At 74.0% G+C, this 22,104-nt stretch carries 22 protein-coding genes; 14 read left to right on the top strand and 8 right to left on the bottom strand.

The genetic code is table 11. From position 1 onward, the window contains the following. From hypF to HPT28_RS07410, 9 genes are all read left to right on the top strand, one after another. A complete protein-coding gene (gene hypF / locus HPT28_RS07450) occupies window positions 1-2,520 on the top strand; it encodes a carbamoyltransferase HypF (protein WP_219090146.1) in 2,520 nt (839 codons plus the stop codon). A gap of 12 nt (window positions 2,521-2,532) precedes the next feature. Then, window positions 2,533-2,838 (top strand): HypC/HybG/HupF family hydrogenase formation chaperone, encoded by a 306-nt coding sequence (locus HPT28_RS07445; protein ID WP_219090145.1) that lies wholly within the window; start codon window positions 2,533-2,535, stop codon window positions 2,836-2,838. After that, complete coding sequence (hypD, locus tag HPT28_RS07440; RefSeq protein WP_219090144.1) at window positions 2,835-4,007, top strand: hydrogenase formation protein HypD; 1,173 nt, start codon at window positions 2,835-2,837, stop codon at window positions 4,005-4,007. The genes HPT28_RS07445 and hypD overlap by 4 nt, the downstream gene beginning before the upstream one ends. Further along, window positions 4,000-5,091 (top strand): hydrogenase expression/formation protein HypE, encoded by a 1,092-nt coding sequence (gene hypE, locus HPT28_RS07435; RefSeq protein ID WP_306824590.1) that lies wholly within the window; start codon window positions 4,000-4,002, stop codon window positions 5,089-5,091. The genes hypD and hypE overlap by 8 nt, the downstream gene beginning before the upstream one ends. Before the next feature lie 109 nt (window positions 5,092-5,200). Then, window positions 5,201-5,743, top strand: a complete 543-nt coding sequence (locus HPT28_RS07430) for a type 1 glutamine amidotransferase domain-containing protein (RefSeq protein WP_219090143.1) — start codon at window positions 5,201-5,203, stop codon at window positions 5,741-5,743. A 569-nt stretch (window positions 5,744-6,312) separates the two neighbouring features. Then, window positions 6,313-7,230: a TauD/TfdA family dioxygenase gene (locus HPT28_RS07425; RefSeq protein WP_219090142.1), complete on the top strand. Its 918-nt coding sequence runs from the start codon at window positions 6,313-6,315 to the stop codon at window positions 7,228-7,230. 110 nt (window positions 7,231-7,340) lie between these two features. Next, a complete protein-coding gene (locus HPT28_RS07420) occupies window positions 7,341-8,192 on the top strand; it encodes a hypothetical protein (RefSeq protein WP_219090141.1) in 852 nt (283 codons plus the stop codon). Window positions 8,193-8,199: 7 nt separating this feature from the next. Next, window positions 8,200-8,349: a hypothetical protein gene (locus tag HPT28_RS07415; protein WP_219090140.1), complete on the top strand. Its 150-nt coding sequence runs from the start codon at window positions 8,200-8,202 to the stop codon at window positions 8,347-8,349. A gap of 10 nt (window positions 8,350-8,359) precedes the next feature. Next, window positions 8,360-9,718, top strand: coding sequence for an APC family permease (locus tag HPT28_RS07410; protein WP_219090139.1), 1,359 nt, complete (start codon window positions 8,360-8,362; stop codon window positions 9,716-9,718). 111 nt (window positions 9,719-9,829) lie between these two features. On the opposite strand, the gene HPT28_RS07405 is transcribed toward HPT28_RS07410, so the two are convergent. Continuing rightward, window positions 9,830-11,089, bottom strand: a complete 1,260-nt coding sequence (locus tag HPT28_RS07405; protein ID WP_219090138.1) for an Ig-like domain-containing protein — start codon at window positions 11,087-11,089, stop codon at window positions 9,830-9,832. Window positions 11,090-11,312: 223 nt separating this feature from the next. After that, complete coding sequence (locus HPT28_RS07400; RefSeq protein ID WP_219090137.1) at window positions 11,313-11,690, bottom strand: hypothetical protein; 378 nt, start codon at window positions 11,688-11,690, stop codon at window positions 11,313-11,315. 141 nt (window positions 11,691-11,831) lie between these two features. On the opposite strand from HPT28_RS07400, the gene HPT28_RS07395 reads away from it, so the two are divergent. Then, window positions 11,832-12,131 carry a hypothetical protein gene (locus tag HPT28_RS07395; protein ID WP_219090136.1) on the top strand — a complete coding sequence of 100 codons (300 nt, stop codon included), beginning with the start codon at window positions 11,832-11,834 and terminating at the stop codon, window positions 12,129-12,131. 73 nt (window positions 12,132-12,204) lie between these two features. On the opposite strand, the gene hutH is transcribed toward HPT28_RS07395, so the two are convergent. The 5 genes from hutH to HPT28_RS07370 all read right to left on the bottom strand — a co-directional run bounded on the left by hutH (window position 12,205) and on the right by HPT28_RS07370 (window position 18,420). Continuing rightward, window positions 12,205-13,758 (bottom strand): histidine ammonia-lyase, encoded by a 1,554-nt coding sequence (gene hutH, locus HPT28_RS07390; protein WP_219090135.1) that lies wholly within the window; start codon window positions 13,756-13,758, stop codon window positions 12,205-12,207. Between the two features lie 81 nt (window positions 13,759-13,839). Beyond that, window positions 13,840-14,982: a GGDEF domain-containing protein gene (locus tag HPT28_RS07385; RefSeq protein WP_219090134.1), complete on the bottom strand. Its 1,143-nt coding sequence runs from the start codon at window positions 14,980-14,982 to the stop codon at window positions 13,840-13,842. Window positions 14,983-15,038: 56 nt separating this feature from the next. Further along, window positions 15,039-15,833 carry an enoyl-CoA hydratase/isomerase family protein gene (locus HPT28_RS07380; RefSeq protein ID WP_219090133.1) on the bottom strand — a complete coding sequence of 265 codons (795 nt, stop codon included), beginning with the start codon at window positions 15,831-15,833 and terminating at the stop codon, window positions 15,039-15,041. A gap of 199 nt (window positions 15,834-16,032) precedes the next feature. Further along, window positions 16,033-17,283 (bottom strand): adenylate/guanylate cyclase domain-containing protein, encoded by a 1,251-nt coding sequence (locus tag HPT28_RS07375; RefSeq protein ID WP_219090132.1) that lies wholly within the window; start codon window positions 17,281-17,283, stop codon window positions 16,033-16,035. A 210-nt stretch (window positions 17,284-17,493) separates the two neighbouring features. Next, window positions 17,494-18,420 carry a biotin--[acetyl-CoA-carboxylase] ligase gene (locus HPT28_RS07370; RefSeq protein WP_219090131.1) on the bottom strand — a complete coding sequence of 309 codons (927 nt, stop codon included), beginning with the start codon at window positions 18,418-18,420 and terminating at the stop codon, window positions 17,494-17,496. Window positions 18,421-18,529: 109 nt separating this feature from the next. On the opposite strand from HPT28_RS07370, the gene HPT28_RS07365 reads away from it, so the two are divergent. From HPT28_RS07365 to HPT28_RS07355, 4 genes are all read left to right on the top strand, one after another. Next, window positions 18,530-20,128 (top strand): acyl-CoA carboxylase subunit beta, encoded by a 1,599-nt coding sequence (locus tag HPT28_RS07365; RefSeq protein WP_219090130.1) that lies wholly within the window; start codon window positions 18,530-18,532, stop codon window positions 20,126-20,128. A 13-nt stretch (window positions 20,129-20,141) separates the two neighbouring features. Next, window positions 20,142-20,348 carry an acyl-CoA carboxylase subunit epsilon gene (locus HPT28_RS07360; protein ID WP_219090129.1) on the top strand — a complete coding sequence of 69 codons (207 nt, stop codon included), beginning with the start codon at window positions 20,142-20,144 and terminating at the stop codon, window positions 20,346-20,348. Window positions 20,349-20,557: 209 nt separating this feature from the next. After that, the gene (gene mmpB / locus HPT28_RS26680; protein WP_257578192.1) at window positions 20,558-20,686 is read left to right on the top strand and encodes a morphogenic membrane protein MmpB; all 129 of its coding nucleotides are present in this window, start codon (window positions 20,558-20,560) and stop codon (window positions 20,684-20,686) included. Window positions 20,687-20,725: 39 nt separating this feature from the next. After that, window positions 20,726-21,352 carry a nucleoside triphosphate pyrophosphatase gene (locus tag HPT28_RS07355; protein WP_219090128.1) on the top strand — a complete coding sequence of 209 codons (627 nt, stop codon included), beginning with the start codon at window positions 20,726-20,728 and terminating at the stop codon, window positions 21,350-21,352. A 3-nt stretch (window positions 21,353-21,355) separates the two neighbouring features. On the opposite strand, the gene HPT28_RS07350 is transcribed toward HPT28_RS07355, so the two are convergent. Further along, on the bottom strand, window positions 21,356-21,796 hold the full coding sequence (locus HPT28_RS07350) for a hypothetical protein (protein ID WP_219090127.1): 441 nt from the start codon (window positions 21,794-21,796) through the stop codon (window positions 21,356-21,358). Between the last annotated feature and the right edge of the window lie 308 nt (window positions 21,797-22,104).

The raw sequence follows: 22,104 nt of genomic DNA, 5'->3' as shown, positions 1-22,104 counted from the left end.
ATGACCGAGGGCATCACCACAGCACCCGGCCGGGCACCGGCCGACCCGCCGGAACCGGTCCCGGACGCGGCGCCGAACCCGGACGCGGCGCCGGTTGCGGCCCCGGAGCCGCGACCGGCTCCCGGGGACCGTTCCGGGCAGGAGCCTCCGCTGCGGCGGCGCGTCACCGTCCGCGGTGTGGTGCAGGGCGTGGGCTTCCGCCCGTTCGTGTACCGGCTGGCCACGGAGCTCGCCCTGTCCGGCCACGTCGGCAACACCTCCGGCGGCGTCACCGCCGAGGTGGAGGGCGCGCCGGAGGCCGTCGAGGAGTTCTGCGGGCTGCTGCGCACGCAGGCGCCGCCGCTCGCTCAGGTCACCGACGTCACCCACGAGCCGCTGACCCCGGTCGGCGAGGACGGTTTCGCCATCCGCCCGTCCGAGCCGGGCGAGGGCCGCACCCGCATTCCGCCGGACACCGCCACCTGCGACGACTGCCTGCGGGAGCTCGCCGACCCGGACGACCGCCGCCACCGGCACCCGTTCATCGCCTGCACGCACTGCGGCCCCCGCTACACCATCGCCACCGCGCTGCCCTACGACCGGGCGACGACGACGATGGCCCCCTTCCCGCTGTGCCCGGCCTGCCGGGCCGAGTACGACGACCCCCTGGACCGCCGCTTCCACACCCAGCCCGTCGCCTGCCGGGTGTGCGGACCGCGGCTGCGGTTCGAGCCGGCCGCCGGCACCGCCGCCCGCCCGGCCGAGGGCGGCCGGGCCCTCGTCGTCGCCCGGCGGCTGCTGGCCGCGGGGGCGATCGTCGCCGTCAAGGGGCTGGGCGGTTACCACCTGGCCTGCGACGCGGGCGACGAGGCCGCCGTCGCCCGGCTGCGGGAGCGCAAGGCGCGCGGCGGCAAGCCCTTCGCCGTCATGTGCGCCGACGTGGAGACGGCCGCCGTCCTGGCGCCGCTGAGCCCCGCCGAGCGGGCGGTGCTGACCGGGCCCGAGCGCCCCGTCGTGCTGCTGCGCCGCGGCCCCGGCGCGGCGCCGGGGCTCGCGGACGGAGTGTGCGGCGGCAGCCCGGACATCGGCGTGCTGCTGCCCTACACCCCGCTGCACCACCTGTTGTTCGGGCTGCCGGGAGACCCGCCGGGGCCCCGCGTCCTCGTCATGACCAGCGGCAACCGCTCCGGTGAGCCCATCGTCACCGACGACGCCGAGGCGCTGGAGCGGCTGGCGGGGATCGCCGACGCCTGGCTCTCCCACGACCGCCGCATCGACGTGCCCTGCGACGACTCCGTCGTCCGGGTCCGGCCCGACGGCTCCCAGCTCGTCCTGCGCCGCTCGCGCGGCCACGCCCCCGCGCCGCTGGCCCTGCCCGTGCCGGTGCGCCCGGCGCTGGCCGTCGGCGGGGACCTGAAGAACACCCTGTGCCTGGGCCGGGAGGCCGAGGCCTGGTTCTCCCCACACCTGGGCGAGCTGGGCGACCTCGGGGCGACGGCCGCCTTCGAGCGGGTCGAACGGCGGCTGCGGGACCTGACCGGCGTCGAGCCCGAGCTGCTCGCCGCCGACCCGCACCCGCGCTACCACTCCTCACGCTGGGCGCGGGGCCGTGCCGGGGGGCGCGCCCTGCGGTTCGTCCAGCACCACCACGCGCACATCGCCTCCGCCATGGCCGAGCACGGCCTCGACGGCACCGCGCCCGTGCTCGGCGTCGCCTTCGACGGCACCGGCTACGGCGCGGACGGCGCCGTCTGGGGCGGCGAGGTGATGCTCGCCGACTACGGCGGCTACCGCAGGCTGGCCCACCTGAGCTACGCCCCGCTGCCGGGCGGGGACGCCGCCGTGGCCAACCCCTGCCGCACCGCGCTGGCCCGGCTGCGCGCGGCGGGCCTCCGCTGGGACCCGGACCTGCCCTGCGTCACGGCCTGCTCCGGGGACGAGCTGCGGCTGCTGGCCCGCCAGCTGGAGCGCGGCGTCGCGCTCGCGCCGACGTCGAGCATGGGCCGGCTGTTCGACGCGGTGTCCTCACTGACCGGCGTCTGCCACCGCTCGGGCTACGAGGCGCAGGCCGCCATCGAGCTGGAGGCCGCCGCCGCCCGGGCCTGGGACGGCGGCGAGGGGCCGGGGCCGCACGGCACGGCGCCCGCGTACGCCTTCGCCCTGCGCGGCCCGGCGGCCCACGAACCCTCCGGCGGCACGGTGTTCGACCCGGCCCCGGTGCTGGCGGACCTCGTCGCGGACCTGCGGCGCGGCACCCCCGCCGAGGTCATGGCGGCCCGCTTCCACCGGGCGCTGGCGGACGCGGTGGTCACCGTCTGCCGCCGGGCGCGGCACGAGACGGGCGTGCGGACGGTGGCCCTCACGGGCGGGGTCTTCGCCAACGCGCTGCTGGACGAGGCCTGCCACCGGGGCCTGACGGAGAGCGGCTTCACGGTGCTGCGGCACCACCGCGTACCGCCCGGGGACGGCGGGCTGGCGCTGGGCCAGCTCGTGGCCGCCGCCCGGGAACGGCCGGGACACCCGGCGGCGACGACAGGATGAGGAGGGCGCCCGATGTGTCTGGCGGTGCCAGGACGGGTCGTGGAGACCGGTGACCGGGACGGGACGCGCATGGCGCGGGTCGATTTCGGTGGCGTGACGAAGGACGTGTGTCTGGCCTACGTGCCGGACGCCCGGGTGGGCGAGTACGTGATCGTCCACGTGGGCTTCGCTCTCCAGCGGCTGGACGAGGAGTCGGCGCGGGCCTCGCTGCGGCTCTTCGAGGAGCTGGGGCTGCTGGAGGAGGAGTTCGGCGACGCCTGGGGACGGGCGGCGGCCGAGGCGGGCACGGAACGACCCGATCAGGAGGCGACGCGGTGAAGTACATCGAGGAGTTCCACGATCCGGCGCTGGCGCGCAGGCTGCTGGACGACATCGCGGCCACGGTGACCCGGCCCTGGGCGCTGATGGAGGTCTGCGGCGGCCAGACCCACTCGATCGTCCGCCACGGCCTCGACCAGCTCCTCCCCGACTCCCTGGAGCTGATCCACGGGCCCGGCTGCCCGGTGTGCGTGACACCGCTGGAGACGATCGACCGGGCGCTGGAGATCGCGTCCCGCCCCGGAGTCGTCTTCTGCTCGTTCGGCGACATGCTGCGGGTGCCCGGCACCGACCGTGACCTGTTCCGGGTGCGGAGCGAGGGCGGCGACGTCCGCGTCGTCTACTCGCCGCTGGACGCCCTGGACGTCGCCCGCCGCACCCCGGACCGGGAGGTCGTCTTCTTCGGCATCGGCTTCGAGACGACCGCACCGGCCAACGCCATGACCGTGCACGAGGCCCGGCGGCTGGGGGTGCGCAACTTCAGCATGCTCGTCTCCCACGTGCGGGTGCCCCCGGCCATCGAGGCCATCATGCGGGCCCCGCACTGCCGGGTGCAGGCGTTCCTGGCCGCCGGTCACGTGTGCAGCGTCATGGGCACGGAGGAGTACCCCGCGCTGGCCGAGCGCCACCGGGTCCCCGTCGTCGTCACCGGCTTCGAGCCGCTGGACATCCTGGAGGGCGTGCGGCGCGCCGTGCGCCAGCTGGAGCGCGGCGAGCACCGGGTGGAGAACGCGTACCCGAGGGCCGTGCGGGAGGCGGGGAACGCGGCGGCGCTGGCCCGCATCGAGGAGGTCTTCGAGGTCACCGACCGCAGCTGGCGGGGCATCGGGACCATCCCGGACAGCGGCTGGCGGCTCACCGAGACCTACCGCGAGTTCGACGCCGAGCACCGCTTCGACGTGACCGGACTGCGCACGGCCGAACCCGCCGCCTGCCGCAGCGGCGAGGTGCTGCAGGGGCTGATCAAGCCGCACGAGTGCGAGGCCTTCGGAACGCGGTGCACGCCCCGCACCCCGCTGGGCGCCACGATGGTCTCCAGCGAGGGCGCGTGCGCCGCGTACTACCTCTACCGCCGCCTGTCCCCCGCCCCGGCTCCCGCCGCCCCCGCTCCCGCTCCCGCTCCGGCTCCGGCTCCGGCTCCCGCGAAGGAGGCGACTCCCCTTGGCTGAGACGACCACCGCGACGGACACGGCGGCCGGGGTGGTGGACCCGGCCGCCTGGTCCTGCCCGGCTCCCCTGCGCGACCACCCGAGGGTGGTCATGGGGCACGGCGGCGGCGGAGCGCTGTCCGCCGAGCTGCTGCGCCACCTCTTCGTCCCCGCCTACGGCAACGAGACGCTGGAGGGGCTTCCGGACTCCGCCACCCTCTCCCTGGGCGGGGCCAGGCTGGCCTTCTCCACCGACTCCTACGTCGTCCGCCCGCTGTTCTTCCCCGGCGGCTCCATCGGCGACCTCGCCGTCAACGGCACGGTCAACGACCTGGCCATGAGCGGGGCGCGGGCGGCGTACCTGTCCTGCGGGTTCATCCTGGAGGAGGGCACCGAGCTGTCCGTCGTGGGGCGGATCGCCCAGGCGCTCGGGGCAGCCGCCGAGGCCGCCGGGGTCACCGTGGCCACCGGGGACACGAAGGTGGTGGAGGCCGGGCACGGCGACGGCGTGTACATCAACACCGCCGGGATCGGGCTCGTCCCCGAGGGCGTCGACATCCGGCCGCAGCGCGCCCGTCCCGGCGACGCGGTCCTCGTCAGCGGGCCCGTCGGGCTGCACGGGGTGACGATCCTGAGCGTGCGCGAGGGGCTGGAGTTCGGCGGCCCGGAGCTGGTCAGCGACACGGCACCGCTGGGCGGCCTGGTCGCCGTGATGCTGGAGACCTGCCGGGACGTGCACGTCCTGCGCGACCCGACCCGCGGCGGGGTCGCGGCCACGCTCAACGAGGTCGCCGCCGCCTCGGGCACCGGGATCGTCCTCAGCGAGCGCGCCGTCCCCGTTCCCGAGGCCGTGGCCAACGCCTGCGGCTTCCTCGGGCTCGACCCGCTCTACGTGGCCAACGAGGGCCGACTCGTCGCCGTCGTCCCCCGGGCGGAGGCCGACGCGGTGCTGGCCGCGATGCGCGCCCACCCGCAGGGGGCCGGTGCGGCGCTGATCGGGGAGTGCGTGGCCGAGCACCCGGGCATGGTCGTCGCCCGGACGGCGTTCGGCGGCACCCGCGTCGTCGATCTGCCGCTCGGCGAGCAGCTGCCGCGCATCTGCTGAGGCCGTCCGCCGGGACCGGGCATACGCGCCCGGTCCCGGGGCACTCGGGGGGCGTTGTCGGACAGTGCGCCCCGGAAGGCAGGGGCGGCGAAGAAAGGACGTGGACGACGTGCGGGTCGCTTTTCTCGTGGCACCGGAGGGCGTGGAGCAGATCGAGCTGACCGAGCCGTGGAAGGCGGTGCGGGACGCGGGCGGCACGCCGCACCTGCTGTCCACCCGGGGCGGCAGCATCCAGGCCTTCAACCACCTCGACAAGGCGGACACCTTCCCCGTCGACCAGGAGGTCGGCCGGGCGGACGTGGAGGACTACGACGGCCTGGTGCTCCCCGGCGGCGTCGCCAATCCGGACTTCCTGCGGATGGACGCGCGGGCCGTCGCGTTCGTGCGCGAGTTCTTCGAGACGGGCAAGCCCGTCGCCGTGATCTGCCACGGCTCGTGGACCCTGGTCGAGGCGGACGTCGTGCGCGACCGCCGGATCACCTCGTGGCCCAGCGTCCGCACGGACCTGCGCAACGCCGGGGCCCGCTGGGAGGACGCGTCGGTGGTCCGCTGCGAGGACGGCCCGAACGTGCTGGTCAGCAGCCGCAAGCCGGCCGACCTCAAGGACTTCTGCGCGGCCTTCGTCCCCGAGTTCCAGAAGGTCTCCGCCTAGGGGGGCTTCGAAAGTCCCGCCGGGCGCTCGGCTCGGCGGGGCGTTCGTGCTCGGACACGCCTGTTCCCGTCGGCACGGCGCCCGTACGGCATCCGCGCCGCACGGGTGTCGCGCCGTGCCGATCCCCTGGCCGAACTGCTCGCGGCGGGCGTGGGCCAGCGCGCCCGCCGCGCGCGCGTAAGCCCAACTCCCCTAATAATACGGGCACTTGTCATGCGGTCAGGCGTATGACTACGCTCGTCCCCGTTCGAGCCGCTCCCCGCCGTGAACGCGCACCGTGGGCTGGTTTGCGGGCCTGCCGACATCGCGAGGGCACAGCGTTGAGCACGCACGTCCCCGAAAGCGCGCACTTCCCCGCCGGCTTCCGCGACGGGGTCGGCTTCCGCACGTGAGCGTCGTACCGCGTACCGGCCGACGGAACGGTTTCCCCGTGACGTCGGTCAACCCGAACTCCCGTCGGCCCCCGGGCTCCCCGGACTCCGCCTCGCCCGTCGACGTCGGCCCCACGAGTCCCGTGCCGGCCGTACCCGGCCGGGCGCGACGTCCCCGTCCATCGTGAAAGGACCGACATGCGGCAGCACTTCGAGATCCGACGGCACGGCGGCGGGGACGGCGCTCTCGTCACCGCGACGGAGAACCGGCCGCTGGACACCGTCGAACGCGACTGGCTGCTGGAGCGGCTCGCGGCCTCGGGCTATCTGGTGCTCCGCGGCTTCGAGCCCTCGGTCGAGCAGTTCTCCGCTCTGGTGCGGTCGGTGTGCACCCGCACCACCCTCGACCCGGCGCGGGAGTTCAGCGCGGGCACCACGGTCCAGAAGGTCGACCTCGGCACGGACGCGGTGGGGCTGCACGTCGAGCACGGCACCAACCCGCTGACGCCCGACCTCACCTGGTTCCTGTGCGAGCGCGCGGCCCGCGTCGGCTCCCAGACCACGGTCTGCGACGGCTACCGGGTCTGGGAGCACCTCTCCGAGGAGACCCGGCGGCTGTTCCTGGACCAGGACGTCGTCTACGCGCGGAACATCGGCGAGGAGACCTGGCGGCCCCTGACCGCCAGCCTGCTGTCCGGAGCCAAGCCGGACGACGAGATCACCGTCGACGACCTCGTCGGGCTCGCCGCGCTCTTCGGCGAGGACCAGCTGACGGTCCGGGCAGGCGACGACGGATCGATCCACTACGTCTACCGGGTGGGGGCGGCGCATCCGACGCTCTTCGGCGAGCGGATCGCCTTCGCCAACAGCATCCTCGGGCCGTCCTACCACTACGAGAAGCCCCGCATCGCCTTCGCGGACGGCGAGGAGATCCCAAAGGAGGTCATCGAGGAGATCGAGCGGGTGACGGCCGACCTCACCGAGGACCTCGACTGGCAGGACGGCGACGTCGCGATCGTCGACAACACCCGGGTCATGCACGGGCGCCGGGCCATCGAGGACGCCGACCGCCGCAGCATCTACGTCGCCCTCGGCTACGTGGACGACCGGCGTTGAACGGTTCCGCCCGGGTGTGGTGACGACGGCCTCCCGCCCGCCGCGAGCGACGCGGTGGGCGGCCCCGGCCCTCCCCCGTCCGGTGCCCCCACCCCCGAAAGGAGCCCGACGTGTCCTCGCCCGTGAACTCCCTCAGCGTGCTGCGCGACGCGGCGGCGTCCCCGCTGTCGCTGCGCCCCCTCAAAGACGGCTGGTCCTACGTCTCCTGGCACGACACCGCCCGCTTCTCCGAGCGCTTCCAGGACACCGTCTACGCCCTGCTCGTGGAGATCTCCACCAAGGCGTTCGGCGCCGACATGACCCCGTACTGGCGCGACCGCAGGAAGGGGCGCTTCTTCGAGAAGGTCTCCAGGTTCTGCCTGCTCGTGGACCCGCTCGGCGCCGTCTGCGGCTGGACCGGGTACCACCGGCGCATCTTCGGCAACGCCCACTGCCTCTACCTGGACTCCAGCGGCGTGCTGCCCGAGTCGCAGGGCGGTGGCCTCATGGGACACGTCCACGCGCGGATGATCGCCCGGGAGTGCCTCGCCTACGCCCCGCGGCCGGTCCACCTGGTGGCCCGGACCGAGAGCCCCGTCGTGTACCGCCTCCTGCGGAACGGCTGCGGTCCCGGCAACATCTGGCCCGCCCCCGGCACCCCCGTCGACCCCCGGGTCTCGCTGATCGCCACCGACGTCGCGGAATGGCTGGGCCAGAGCGACAAGTTCGACCGCGCCAGCCTGCGCGTCCTCGGGGCCTACGACAATCTCGACGCCCTCTACGGCGACCTGCCCAGCTGCGGCGACCGGGCCGTCGACGCCTTCTTCCACGAGACGCTGCGCCCGGTCGACGCCTACATCGTCATCGCCCGCGTCGGCCTGCCCCGGCTCGTCCGGCAGTGGGGCGCGCGGGAGCTCGGCGCGATGCGGGCGGCCCGGTCCCGGCGGCCGCCGTGGGGCGCATCGGCCCCGGCGGGGCGGTGACCGGCCCATGGCCGCCCCGCGCACCCCGGAGAAGGCCGCCCGCCTCCCGGCCAATCCCTCCCCGCAGTTCGCGCCCGACCCACGGCCCACGCTCCGCACGGCGCCCGAGGCCGTGGTGACGGCCGCGCTCTCCGCTCTGGCCGGCCCAGCAAGGTGAAGGAACCAGGTTGTCGACGAAACCCAGTCAGAAAATCGGATACCGGGAAGCCACGGCTCTCGGAGTCGGCGGCATCGTCGGCGCCGGCATCTTCGTGCTCAGCGGCACCGCCAGCGGACTCGCCGGGCCCGCGGTCGTCCTGGCCTTCGGGATCGCCTTCGGGGCCTCCCTCATCCTCAGCCTGTGCTACGCCGAACTCAGCTCCATGCACGACGACTCGGGCGGGCCGTACGCCTACGCCAAGCGCCACCTGCCACCGTCCGTGGCGACCGTCGTGGGCTGGTCCAACTGGGGCGCCTGGATGTGCGCGAGCTCCTACGTCGGCATCGGGGTCGGCAGCTATCTCCACCTGCTCGTCCCCGCCCTGAGCCAACCCGTCGCCTCCGCGCTGGTGATCGCCGTCTTCACCGGCCTGAACCTGCTGGGCATCCGCTTCTCCGGCACCGTGCAGTTCGTCGCGCTCATCCTCACCGTGATCGTCCTGCTGAGCTTCATCGCCGTGGGCGCCGCGCATGTGGACACCGCCAACTACACGCCGTTCATGCCCCACGGCATGAGCGGCGTCATGCAGGCGGCGCTCATCGGCTTCCTCGCCCTGACCGGCTGGGACGCGATCGTGGTGTCGGCCGAGGAGATCGAGCGCCCGCGCCGGACCATCCCGCTGTCCGTCCTGACGAGCCTCGGCATCTCCTTCATCCTCTACGCCGGCCTCCTGCTGATCGAGAACGGGATCATCCCGTGGGACGAGCTCGGCGCCTCAAAGACGCCCGTGGTGGACGTCAGCCGCGCCTTCTTCGGCTCCCAGGGCCCGTTCATCGTGAACTGCATCGTCCTGATCGCCCTGCTGGCCGCCGTCAACGCGAACCTGATCGTCATCTCGCGCGCCTCGATGGTGCTGGCCCGGGACCGGCTGGCTCCCGCCCTGCTCAACCGGACCGTCTCCAGCAAGCAGGTCCCCGTCATCGCCATCGTGTGCGCCGGGCTCGCCCAGACGCTGATGTCGATCGCGGGCAACCTGCGGTTCGCGGTCTCCGCCACCGGGTTCCTCTACACGCTCACCTTCATCACGTCGATCCTGGCCCTCTTCCGGGCGCGACGACGCGGGGTCCTCGCCTCGTTCAAGGTCCCCTTCTACCCGCTGACCCCGGCCCTGGCGCTGCTGCTGTGCCTCGTCTTCATCACCTCGGCCGGCGTCGCGGGCGTCGTCACCGGCGTCGGCTGGATCGCCGTCGCCCTGTGCTACACACGGTGGCGCAGGCGCCGCGAGCTCGACGAGCAGATGTGCCTGCTGGGGCCCGAGCCCGGCCCCGGCCCGGCCGCGCCCACCGACGTCCTGAGCCGCTCGGCGGGCGAGGAGAAGAGCGTCTGACGCCGGGGGCGAACCGCGCGGGAACGCACCGTGCGGCACAGCACGAGAACGCCGCCGCGGCCCGGGTGAGCACCCGGGCCGCGGCGGCGTCGCGTCCCCTGCGGACCGGCGTCAGACCGCCGAGCCGGCCACCCACTCGGACCAGGACATGTTCCAGCCGTTCAGACCGTTGTCCGGCTTGATCTCCTTGTCCGGGGAGTTCACGACGGTCACGACGTCGCCGATCAGCGAGTTCTCGAAGAACCAGTAGCCGTCGGTCGTCGGGTCCTCGGCGCCCTGCACGTCCTGGAGGCCGACGCAGCCGTGGCTGGTGTTGCCCTCACCGAAGGGCGCGCCCCAGTAGTTGCCGTGGATGAAGGTGCCCGAGGTCGACAGGCGCATCGCGTGCGGCACGTCGGGGATGTCGTACTCCCCCTCGCCGTCGTCGTCGGTGAAGCCGACCGTCGCGCCGTTCATCCGGGTCTCGCGGAACTTCTCGGAGATCACCATCTGGCCGTTGTAGGTCGGAGTCTCCTCGGAGCCCGCGGAGATCGGGACCGTCTTGATCTCCTTGCCGTCCCGGACCACGGTCATCGTGTGGGCCTCGACGTCCACCGTGCTGACCTGGGAACGGCCGATGGTGAAGCTGAAGCTCTTGTCCTGGACGCCCGTGACGCCGTTGGACGCCTCGACGCCGTCCAGCGAGAGCTTGACGTCCACCTGCGTGCCGGGCTTCCAGTACTCGCGGGGCCGGAAGTCGAGCCGCTTGTCACCGAACCAGTGGCCGACGATCTCCTGGTCGCTCGTCGACGAGACCTCGATCGCGGACTGCACCTCGGCCTTGTTCTCGATCGCCTTGTCGAAGTTGAACGAGACCGGCATGCCCACGCCGACGGTGTCCCCGTCCTCCGGGGTGAAGTACCCGATGAAGCTGCTGTCCGGGGAGACGGTGGTGAACGTCGAGTTCTCCGTCGTCTCCGCGCCCTTGCCGTCCTCGGCCACCGCCTCCACGCGGTACTCGGTCGCCCGCTCCAGCTGGCCGGAGGGCCGCCAGGTGGTGCCGTCCGCGGAGATCTCACCCTCGACGCCGCTGCCGTCGGCCACCGCGGTCATGGTGACCTCGGTCAGCTTGCCGCCCTTGACGGTGACCTGCGCGTCGTTGTTGATCCCCGCGTTCTGCGTGCCGTTCTCCGGGGTGATGGATATCTGCGCGGCGGAATCCGGCTTCTCCCCGTTCTTCGAGGCCGCGTCCGTGCGCTCGCTCTTGCCGGGGCCCTCCTGCCCACCGTCGCCCTCGCTGCACGCGCTGAGCACGAGGACGCCACTGAGCAGGGCAGCCGTCACGGCTATGCCCTTGCGGCGCTTGCCGACCGTCTTCACACGCTTCTCCATCACTTCCAGACCCCTGGACTCCCCGATCACGAGGCGGATCGCCACCCCACATGTCGGGTATGTGCCCTCACATTCGTACTTACGAGACGCAAGGGAGTCTGTGGCGCGTTCCACCCCGACGGAAACTGTGGCCCAGAACACCCGCTCCGGTCCAGCCCGTACCGCGTACCAGGGCGTTCGTCGGCCACATCCCGTGCGTCAGGCCGGATCCGGTGGGCCGGACCTACGCGGAGGGCGCGCGGGCGGCCGCGGCCTCCCCGGCGTCCTCGGCGTCCTCGGCGTCCTCCGCCGGGTCCGGGGTGTCGAACGGCCAGGCGTCGGGGTGACCGACGTCGTCGACGCGCTCGCTGCTCCAGGACGCCTGAGCGAGCTCGACGCCGGGGACGGCGCTGACAAGGTCGATCGGATCCACGAGGTACGCCAGGGCCTCGGCCGTGTCCTCCGCGACGGCGGCCACGGCGTGCCGGCGCTCCTCGTCCGGCATGAACTCGTCGGCCTCGACGTGCTCGGCCGCGGCGGCCGAGAGGGCCCCGGGGTCGGCCACCTCCAGCACGACCTCGACCTGGAGCCGGACAAAGCGGGGGATGTCGTGTTCGCTCATGTTCGGAGAGTAGGCGGCACCCCTGGCGGGACTTCCCCGCGACCCGCCGCCATGGCTAACATCAACTTCCGCACGTCCGCACGGGTGTTCCGCCCGTATCCCCCCACGCACGCAGCACTTGCACGACCGAAGGAGGCCCCCGTGGCCGCAACCCGCCGTACGCTGGTGACCTCGGCCGTGGCGGGCGGCCTGCTCTGTGCCGTGTGGTTCATCCCCTCGGCGAACGCCTCGGGCAGCCACCCCGAAGACGCCCGGCCCGCGGGCCCCGCACAGACCGCCTCCGCCGGGACGAGCACGGCGACGGCCGGCGGGGAGGGCCCCCGGCTGGCCGAGACGGGGGCCGTCGGCACCACGCCCTACGTCGTCGGAGGTTTCGCCTTCCTCGCGGCGGGCGCGGGCCTGGTGGCCCACGCGGCGCGCCGCTCCCCCGTCGGCGTCTGAGCGCGGCAGCCCCGCGTCGGGCGCCCGCTCCTCCGGTTCCGCGTCCGGCACCTCGTCCGGACCCGGCGACGGCTCAGGCCAGCGGGCCGGTGACCGTCTCGGCCGCCCGGACCAGCCCGCCGTCGCGGACGAACGCCTCCGCCGCCGCGATGTCCGGGGACAGGAAACGGTCCGGTCCGGCGCCGCCGACCCCGGCACGGCGGGCGGCGTCCAGGACCGCACGGCTCGCCGGGGCGGGCGACCCGCCCTCGGCCGCGCGCAGCTCCAGCGCCCGGGCGGCGGCGTAGAGCTCGATCGCGACGACGCGGTTCAGGTTGTCCACGGCGGTGCGCAGCTTCCGCGCCGCCGACCAGCCCATCGAGACGTGGTCCTCCTGCATCGCGGAGGAGGGGATGGAGTCCGTCGAGGCCGGGACGGCGAGTCGCTTCAGCTCGCTGACCAGCGCCGCCTGGGTGTACTGCGCGATCATGAGCCCGGAGTCGACGCCCGGGTCGTCGGCCAGGAAGGCGGGCAGGCCGTGGGAGCGGTTCTTGTCCAGCAGCCGGTCGGTGCGGCGCTCGGAGATGGAGGCCAGGTCGGCGCAGGCGATGGCCAGGAAGTCGAGCACGTACGCGACGGGCGCCCCGTGGAAGTTGCCGTTGGACTCCACCCGGCCGTCGGACAGGACGACGGGGTTGTCGACGGCGGCGGCCAGCTCGCGGTCGGCCACCAGGCGGGCGTGGGCGAGGGTGTCGCGGCCCGCGCCGGCGACCTGCGGGGCGCAGCGCACCGAGTAGGCGTCCTGCACGCGGGGCGCGTCGTCCTGGTGGTGGCCGGTGAGCCCGGAGCCGTCGAGCACCCTGAGCATGTTGGCGGCGCTGGCCGCCTGCCCCGGGTGCGGGCGGACGGCGTGCAGCTCGGGGGCGAGCACCCTGTCCGTGCCGAGGAGGGCTTCGAGGCTGAGGGCGGCGGTGACGTCGGCGCTGGTGAACAGCCGGGCGAGGTCGGCGGCGGCCATGACGAGCATGCCCAGCATGCCGTCGGTGCCGTTGAGGAGGGCCAGCCCCTCCTTCTCGCGCAGCTCGACGGGGGCGATGCCGTGCTCGGCCAGCAGCTCGCCGGCCGGGCGGACGGTGCCGTCGGGGCCCTCGGCGTCGCCCTCGCCGAGGAGGGTGAGGGCGCAGTGTGACAGGGGGGCGAGATCGCCGGAGCAGCCCAGCGAGCCGTACTCGTGGACGACGGGCGTGATGCCCGCGTTGAGCACGTCGGCCATGGCCTGGACGACCTCGGGGCGGACGCCGGTGTGGCCGGAGGCGATGGTCTTCAGGCGCAGGAACATCAGGGCCCGGACGACCTCGCGCTCGACCCGGGGCCCGGTGCCCGCGGCGTGCGAGCGGACGATGTTGCGCTGGAGCTGGGCGCGCAGGTCGGGGCTGATGTGCCGGACGGCGAGGGCGCCGAAGCCGGTGGAGACGCCGTACACCGGGTCGGGCTTCGCGGCGAGGTCGTCGATGAAGCGGCGGGCCTCGGCGACCTTGGCCAGCGCGTCCTGACCCAGCTCGACGCGGGCCTCGCCGCGGGCCACGGCCAGGACATCGGCCGCGGTGACGCCCGCGGAGTCCACCACCACACTGCTCTGCATATCCATATTCACGCACCCTAAGCACTGAATGCGTCCCTGTCACCCCCTGGCCGGGGCGCCCCGGGCCCGGCGGTGGCCCGGGACCGGTCAGCGGCCGCGGAAGCGGCGCCGCTCGCCCGTGGGCGGCTCGGCCTCGTCGGCGAGGTGGACGATCTCGCGCCCGGCCACCACGGGCTTTCCCGAGCGTGCGGCCTTGGCCCGGTACTGCGCGGCGTCCGCGAGCCGCAGCAGCCGGCGGGCGGAGTGCACCGGCCCCACCGGGTCGCCGGTCGAGGCCACGCCGCAGGCGACCCCCTGTCCGCCTTCCAGCTCGTCCGCCCGGCGGCACAGCTCCTCGGCGACGGCGATCACCTCGTCCGCGGGCGCCCCCTCGGCCAGGAGGCAGAACTCGTCGCCGCCGAGCCGGGCCACGAGGGCGTCGGGCAGCCGCGCGGCACACCGGGACAGCAGTCCGCCGAAACGTTCCAGCAGACGGTCGCCCGCCGCGTGACCCAGGGTGTCGTTGACCTCCTTCAGGCCGTTCAGGTCGCAGACGACCAGGCTCACGACGTCGCCGTCCGTCCGGTGCCGCTCCAGCGCCCGCTCCAGCCGGACGTCCACGGACCGCCGGTTGCCGACGCCGGTGAGCGGGTCGGTGAACGCCAGGCGTCGCACCTCCTCCAGCCGCTCGTGCTGGACGAGTCCGGCCGCCACGACCGCGGCCAGCACCGTCGCGAACTCCGCGTCCCCGGTGCCGAATCCGGGCACGCCCGGCGGCCGGGCCACGTACAGCTCGCCCCAGGCCCGGCCGTGCAGCACGATCGGCGCGACGACGCAGCTCCCCCGCCCCCGGCGCCTGAGCGTGGCGGACCGGTGGCGCCGGTACGGCCCCGCCTCGGCGCCCGCCTCCGAGGACGGGTCCGAGGACGGGTCCGACGTCTCCACCCACGCCTGCGGCCCCTCGCCGCCCGCCCAGCGCTCGTGCAGGAACTCGGCGATCTCGGGGAAGTCGTGGACGGGGTACGACTCGTCGCGAGGAAAGGTTTCTTCACCGGGCGCCAGCTCACCCTCGTTCACCAGCACCCGCAGCCGTCCCCGGGCCCGCTCCCACACCGAGACGGCGGCGAAGGAGCCGTCCATCGCAGCCCGCGCCCCGGCCGCCGCGGCCCGGGCGGCCTCCTCGGAGGCCGGGGCCGCGGCCATGGCCTGCGCCACCCGGACCACGGCACGCAGCCTGGCATCGTCACCCATACGACCCAGATTAGGGCCCTACGCCCCACTCTGCGCTGCGGACCGTGTGCCGCTCGTTACTCTCCGGGCCACTCCGGCGTGCGCTTCTCGTTGAACGCCGCGACGCCCTCGGCCCGGTCGCCGGAGAACGCCACCGTCCGCCACGCCGCGTCCTCCACCTCCAGCCCGGCCGACAGCCCCATGCCCCACCCGGTCCGCAGCGCCCGCTTGGCCGCCCGCAGCCCGACCGGCGAGTTCGCGGCGATCCGGGCGGCCAGCGCCAGCGCCTCCGCGGTGTCCGTGCCCTCGGCCACGAGCTCGTCCACCAGCCCCAGCGCCCTGGCCTCCTCCGCCGCCACCCGGCGGGCGGTGAAGATCAGCTCGGCCGCCCGGGCCGCACCCACCCGGCGCGGCAGCAGCTGCGTGCCGCCGCCCCCGGGGATGACGCCGACGGACACCTCCGGCAGGCCCACGACGGCGCTCGCGTCCGCCACGATGAGGTCGCAGGAGAGGGCGAGCTCGAACCCGCCCCCGAGCGCGAAGCCGTGCACGGCCGCGATCGACGGCACCGGCAGCTCCAGCACGCCCGTGTAGGCGGCCCGGGCGTGCGGACGCTGCCGCCCCAGCTCGGCGTCGGTGAACCGGTTGCGCTCCTTGAGGTCCGCGCCGACGCAGAAGGCCCGCTCGCTGCTCGACGTCAGCACGACGGCGCGCACGTCGCGGTCGTCCGACAGGGCGGCGCAGGCCGCGGCGATGGAGGCGGCCATCTCGGTCGAGACCGCGTTCATGGCCTTCGGCCGGTCCAGCACCAGCTCCGCCACGTGCGTCCCGGTGTCCCTGCGAACCTCGACGAACTCGCCGTACCGCGTCATTGCGATGCCCTCCCGGTGCTTGGTTAACGACCGCTCACACCATAGCCCCACCACTCGCACCGGATCCTGGGCTCCCGCACACGAAGCCCCGGGGCAGCTCCCGAGCGGCCCGGGGCAGGGTCGTCGGCGGCTGGAGGCAGGGACGCGGGCGGGCCGGGGCCCGGCGCCGGGGGGAGCGGGGGCGCGCCCGGGGGCGGGCTCAGCCGCGGCGGCCCAGGAGCCAGGGCTCGACGACGCCGAGACCGCGCACCGGCCGCTGGTAGAGGGGCTGGAGGGCGAAGCGGTACCCCGCCCCGGCCGCGGAGTCCTTCTCCGAGTGCGGGGCGTCACCCACGGCCGTGAGCTCCTCCTTCAGCGCGCCGTCGATCAGCACGGTGTCCTTGGGCGCTATGGACGTCAGCCGGCTCGCGAGGTTCACGGTGTTGCCGAAGACGTCGCCCATCCGGGTCGTCACGGTGCCGAAGGCCAGGCCGACGCGCAGCTCGGGCATCGTCTCGTCGCCGGACAGGGTCTCGATCATCCGCAGGCCGATCTCGGCGGCCGTCCCCGCCTCGTCGGCGACGTAGAGGACCTCGTCGCCGAGCGTCTTGATGAGCCGGCCGCCGTGAGCGGCCACCAGGTCGGCGGCCGTCGTCTCGAACGCCTCGACCAGCTCGCCGAGTTCCTCCTCCTCAAGGCGCCGGGTGAGGCGGGTGAAGCCCACCAGGTCGGCGAAGCCCACGGCCAGGCGGCGGTCGACCATCTCCTCGTCGTCCTGCGCCTGCACGACGCGCCCCGTGGCGGCGGCCAGCTGCCGCCGCCAGACGTAGATGAGGAACTCCTCCAGCTCCGGCAGCAGCAGCTCGACGAGGGGGTAGGTGACCTCCATGCGGCTCATGCCCGGCTCGGGCGAGACGGTGAGCCCGGCGATGAACGAGTCCACCTGCCATTCGGCCAGGCGGGCCGTGGTCTGCCCGGTGGAGCGGGCGACCTGGATGGCTGTGGCCTCGGTCAGCAGCCCGGCCTCGACGAGGCCCGCGAGGCGGCGCAGGGCCAGTACGTCGGCCTCGGTGAGCGCCCGGGCCTGGCCGATGTCGGCGAAGCCCATCGCGCGCCAGAACCGGGCCGCGAGGTCCATGGGGACGTCGGCGGCCCGGGCGGCCTGGAACGGGGTGTACGTGCGGGCGGCACCGAGGATCAGCTCCTCGACCTTGAGGGCGAGCGGGTTCTCCTTGCCGCGCTCCTCCGCGCTCTCGCGCTCCTCGCCGTACCCGGCCTCGCCGCCGCGCGCGGAGAAGGCGTGCTCGGAGGCGGAACCGGAGGCGGCGGAGGACGACGCGGAGGCGGAACCGGAGGCGGCGGAGGGGTCGGCGGCACCGGAGGCCGCGCCGGTGGCGGCGGCGGCCGACGCGTCACCGCCTGCGCCGCCGCCCGCGTCGGCGGGCGGCACGGCCGGATCGTTCGCGGTCACTGCCCGCCCCTTGCCAGGTTCTCGCGCATGACGTGCCTGCGCTCTGCCCTTCCGTTCTCTACACCGCGCCCACCGCGCCGCGCTACCGCCACCACGATACGGCAGGTGTGCCGTAGCTCACGCGGCGCGGACGCGGACGTATGCGTCCACGCCCGCGGCGACGCGTCCGGCGGGGCCCCGGGGGACACCCCGCCGGGCATCGGGCCGCGCTCAGTCGTGGGGCCGCAGGTGGACGATGTCGCCCGCGCCGACGGCCTGCTCCACGCCGCTGCCGGTGGCGAGCACCAGCTGCCCGTCGCCGTCGACCGCGACCGCCTCGCCCACGAGCTCCCTGCCGCCGGGCAGCTCGGCGCGCACCGTCCGGCCGAGCGTCGCGCACCCGGCGGCGTAGGTCTCCTGCAGCCCGCAGGCCGCCGCGTCCCCGCCGGCGTCCCGCCACTTGCGGTACCAGCCCTCGACGGAGCGCAGGATGGCCCGCAGCAGCGGGTCGCGGTCGGTGCCCTGGGCGCCGGCGAGGAGCAGCGAGCCCGCCTCGGGGATGGGCAGCTCCTCGGCGTGCAGCGACACGTTGATGCCGATGCCGACGACGACGGCGTGGTGGACGGCGTCGCCCACGCGCTCGGCGAGGATGCCGCCGATCTTGCGCTCCTCCCCGTCCACCTCGGCCAGCAGGTCGTTGGGCCATTTGAGCATCGTGTCCACCCCGGCCGTGCGGGCGAGCGCGGTGGCGGTGGCGACCCCGGCGAGCAGCGGCAGCCAGCTCCAGGCCCGCTGCGGGATCTCGGGGGCCGGGTGGAGGACGAAGGAGAAGAAGAGACCGCTGCGGGGCGGCGCGTCCCAGCGCCGGTCGAGCCGGCCGCGGCCCGAGGTCTGCTCCTCCGCGACCAGGATCGTGCCCTCGTCCACCGGGCCCCGGTTCACCCGGTGGACGAGGTCGGTGTTGGTGGAACCGGTCCGCTCGACGACGTCCAGCTCGTTCCACAGGCTCTCGGGCGTCAACAGCGCGCGCCGGAGGGCGGGTGCGCTGAGGGGCGGCCGTTCGAGATCGCTCCACGGGCCCGGCGAGCCGCCCGCACCCTGAGGGCCTGCCGAGCCCCCGCCCGAACCTGGCACATTTGAGGACATCTGCGGTGTCATGGCGACACTGTAGGGGGCTTCAGGTGTGGCCAACGACGCACCGCCGACACGGGCCGTCGCCGCTACGCTACGAGTCGGTAGCCCCGAGGACGACTAGGAGCCGCTCCCCGTGTCCGAGCAGCAGGAAAGCACTCCCGACATCCACACCACGGCGGGCAAGATCGCCGATTTCCAGCGTCGTGCCGCCGAGGCGACGCACGCGGGTTCCGCTCGCGCGGTGGAGAAGCAGCATGCCAAGGGCAAGCTGACCGCGCGCGAGCGCGTGGAACTGCTGTTGGACGAGGGTTCGTTCACCGAACTCGACGAGTTCGCGCGGCATCGTTCGACGAACTTCGGGCTGGAGAAGAACCGCCCGTACGGCGACGGCGTCGTCACCGGCTACGGCACGGTCGACGGCCGCCCGGTCGCCGTCTACTCGCAGGACTTCACGATCTTCGGCGGTTCGCTGGGCGAGGTCTACGGCGAGAAGATCGTCAAGGTCATGGACTTCGCGCTGAAGACCGGCTGCCCGGTCATCGGCATCAACGACGGCGGCGGCGCCCGCATCCAGGAGGGTGTGGCCGCGCTCGGCCTGTTCGCGGAGATCTTCCGGCGCAACGTCCACGCCTCCGGCGTCATCCCGCAGATCTCGCTGATCATGGGCCCGTGCGCGGGCGGCGCGGTCTACTCCCCGGCGATCACCGACTTCACCGTGATGGTCGACAAGACCTCGCACATGTTCATCACCGGGCCCGACGTCATCAAGACGGTCACCGGTGAGGACGTCGGCTTCGAGGAGCTGGGCGGCGCCCGCACCCACAACTCGACCTCCGGCGTGGCCCACCACATGGCCGGGGACGAGAAGGACGCCATCGAGTACGTGAAGGCGCTCCTGTCCTACCTCCCGTCCAACAACCTCTCCGACGCTCCCGTCTACCCCGAGGACGTCGACCTGGAGACCTCCGACCGGGACCGGGAGCTGGACACCCTCGTCCCCGACTCGGCGAACCAGCCCTACGACATGCACGGCGTGATCGAGCACGTGCTGGACGACGGCGAGTTCCTGGAGACGCAGGCCCTCTTCGCGCCCAACATGATCACCGGCTTTGGCCGGGTCGAGGGCCACGCGGTCGGCGTCGTCGCCAACCAGCCCCTCCAGTTCGCGGGCTGTCTGGACATCGACGCGAGCGAGAAGGCCGCGCGCTTCGTGCGCACCTGTGACACGTTCAACGTCCCGGTGCTGACCTTCGTCGACGTCCCGGGCTTCCTGCCCGGCACCGAGCAGGAGTTCAACGGCATCATCCGGCGCGGCGCCAAGCTGATCTACGCCTACGCGGAGGCGACGGTGCCGCTGATCACCGTCATCACCCGCAAGGCCTTCGGCGGCGCCTACGACGTCATGGGCTCCAAGCACCTCGGCGCCGACCTCAACTTCGCCTGGCCCACCGCCCAGATCGCCGTCATGGGCGCCCAGGGCGCGGTCAACATCCTGCACCGCCGCCGGCTCGCCGGCGTCGAGGACGAGGCCGAGCGCGAGGAGCTGCGCGCCGAACTCACCGCGGAGTACGAGGACACGCTGCTCAACCCGTATGTGGCCGCCGAGCGCGGCTACGTCGACGCCGTCGTGCTGCCCTCCGAGACGCGCCGCCACATCGTGCGCGGCCTGCGCTCGCTCCGCAACAAGCGGGAGCAGCTGCCGCCCAAGAAGCACGGCAACATCCCGCTGTGATGGAGGTCAGCGCATGATCAAGGTCCTACGCGGCAACCCGACCCCGGAGGAGCTGGCCGCCGCACTGGCGGTGGTCCAGGCCCGGGCCACGGCGGCGGCGTCCGCGGACACCGGCGGTCCGCGCGACGTCTCCGAGTGGTCCGACCCCGCCCGGACGGTCCAGCGCCGCACCCCGCACCCGGGCCCGCTGGCCTGGCGCACGTCCTACTGGCCGGTCTGACGGCCGACCACTCCGGCACCGTGGCCGCGTGGCCCCTCCGGCGGGGCCACGCGGCCGCGCCGCCCGGCAACTTCCCGCCCCGAGCCGGTCGGGAGGGGCCGGGCTCGGCTCGAAGCGGGCCGGAATCCCGCTTGCACCGGGCCTGAATCAGGGTCGAACTGAGTACGCGTACTCAGGCGCCCCCGCGGCCGCGGACGGACCCTGGACCCATGCTGTGGTCCGACCCCCCGAACCGGCCCCCCGAGTCGCTGCGCGCCGCCCAGGCGCAGTTGCGACGGGCCGGCTGGCTGCTGGCCGCGACCGTCCTCGTCGTCACCGTCGTCCTCGGCCTGCGCTGACGGACACACCCCCGCCGCCGGGCCTTCTACGATGACCACATGACCGCATCCGTCACGCCCTCCCGCCGTCTCGTGCTCGCCTCCCAGTCGCCCGCCCGGCTCGGGCTGCTCCGGCAGGCGGGGCTGGCCCCCGAGGTGATCGTCAGCGGGGTCGACGAGGACGCGCTGAGCGCCCCGACACCGGGCGAGCTGGCCCTCGTCCTGGCCGAGGCGAAGGCGGACGCCGTCGCCGCCCGACCCGAGGCCGCCGAGGCCCTCGTCGTCGGCTGCGACTCCGTCCTGGAGCTGGACGGGCGCGCCCTGGGCAAGCCCCAGGACGCCGAGGACGCCATCGCCCGCTGGAAGTCCATGCGCGGGCGCTCCGGCGTCCTGCTCACCGGGCACTGCGTCATCGACACCGCCACCGGACGCCGCGCCTCCGCGACCGCGGGCACGACGGTGCGCTTCGCCGACCCCACCGACGCGGAGATCGCCGCCTACGTCGCCTCCGGCGAACCCCTCCACGTCGCCGGGGCGTTCACGCTCGACGGCCGCTCGGCGCCGTTCGTCGACGGCATCGACGGCGACCCCGGCAACGTCATCGGGCTCTCCCTGCCGCTCCTGCGGCGGCTCCTGGCCCGGCTCGACGTCGCCATCACGTCCCTGTGGGCGACGACCGCCCGCTGAGCCTCACGCGGCGGCGGGCTCCGGCCCCTGCTCGGCCTGCGGCTCCCGCCCCGTCTCCGCGTAGCCCAGCAGGGTGAGGACGATGAGCCCGAGCACCCCCATGAGGGCGACGAAGGCCACCCAGCCGACCAGCCCCACGACGACGGCACCCAGCACCCCGTGCGTCACCGCGCAGCCGATCAGCGCCAGCCGTGCGGCCCGCCCCGGGGCCCGGTCCCGTCCCGCCACGAGGAGCGCGGCCACCCCGCACAGGACGACGAAGGCGCCGAGCGCCAGCCCCGCGATCCGCGTCCCCCACACCATGTGGTCGGGATCGAGGCCGTCCAGGGACATCGACTGGCGGCGCACGACGAGGCTCAACACCCAGTGCAGGGCGGCCAGGCCGAGCCCTTCGAGGATCAGCACCACCGCCGTCGTCGCGGCCACCGCTCGCCGGAGTCCCACCGTCCGCCCCCTCACTGCCCACACGCTACTGTCGAGCGCGCACGCTACTAACGGGTAATGACGGCGGCAAGAGGTCGCTCACCGGCTGCCCCTCCGTCACCGACGCGTCGCAAAGAAACCCCTATTCATTAGTAGGGATTCCACAAAGGACCACCGCGACAGATCCCCTGTCCGGCAGGAGACGTCGATCACGCTCCTGATGCTCCAGTCAGCCTCGTGTTCCCGGCGTACCGTGGGACGACAAGGAAAACGGGAAGGGGCGCGCGAGCCCGGCTACGGATCGTGTGGGCAAGCTCACCCCCCTGGAA

Source organism: Streptomyces sp. JJ38 (assembly GCF_019303475.1).
GTDB lineage: Bacteria > Actinomycetota > Actinomycetes > Streptomycetales > Streptomycetaceae > Streptomyces.
Note: the sequence above shows the minus strand (reverse complement) of the source record. Positions and strands in the feature narration are given on the sequence as shown.

Coding starts and splice junctions, on each gene's coding strand:
- HPT28_RS07415 (WP_219090140.1), top strand. CDS start 8,200: ATGGCCGCCCCGCGCACCCCGGAGAAGGCCGCCCGCCTCCCGGCCAAT.
- HPT28_RS07380 (WP_219090133.1), bottom strand. CDS start 15,833: ATGACGCGGTACGGCGAGTTCGTCGAGGTTCGCAGGGACACCGGGACG.
- HPT28_RS07385 (WP_219090134.1), bottom strand. CDS start 14,982: ATGGGTGACGATGCCAGGCTGCGTGCCGTGGTCCGGGTGGCGCAGGCC.
- HPT28_RS07405 (WP_219090138.1), bottom strand. CDS start 11,089: ATGGAGAAGCGTGTGAAGACGGTCGGCAAGCGCCGCAAGGGCATAGCC.
- hypF (WP_219090146.1), top strand. CDS start 1: ATGACCGAGGGCATCACCACAGCACCCGGCCGGGCACCGGCCGACCCG.
- mmpB (WP_257578192.1), top strand. CDS start 20,558: ATGCTGTGGTCCGACCCCCCGAACCGGCCCCCCGAGTCGCTGCGCGCC.
- HPT28_RS07400 (WP_219090137.1), bottom strand. CDS start 11,690: ATGAGCGAACACGACATCCCCCGCTTTGTCCGGCTCCAGGTCGAGGTC.
- HPT28_RS07355 (WP_219090128.1), top strand. CDS start 20,726: ATGACCGCATCCGTCACGCCCTCCCGCCGTCTCGTGCTCGCCTCCCAG.
- HPT28_RS07360 (WP_219090129.1), top strand. CDS start 20,142: ATGATCAAGGTCCTACGCGGCAACCCGACCCCGGAGGAGCTGGCCGCC.
- hutH (WP_219090135.1), bottom strand. CDS start 13,758: ATGGATATGCAGAGCAGTGTGGTGGTGGACTCCGCGGGCGTCACCGCG.
- HPT28_RS07425 (WP_219090142.1), top strand. CDS start 6,313: ATGCGGCAGCACTTCGAGATCCGACGGCACGGCGGCGGGGACGGCGCT.
- HPT28_RS07445 (WP_219090145.1), top strand. CDS start 2,533: ATGTGTCTGGCGGTGCCAGGACGGGTCGTGGAGACCGGTGACCGGGAC.
- HPT28_RS07370 (WP_219090131.1), bottom strand. CDS start 18,420: ATGACACCGCAGATGTCCTCAAATGTGCCAGGTTCGGGCGGGGGCTCG.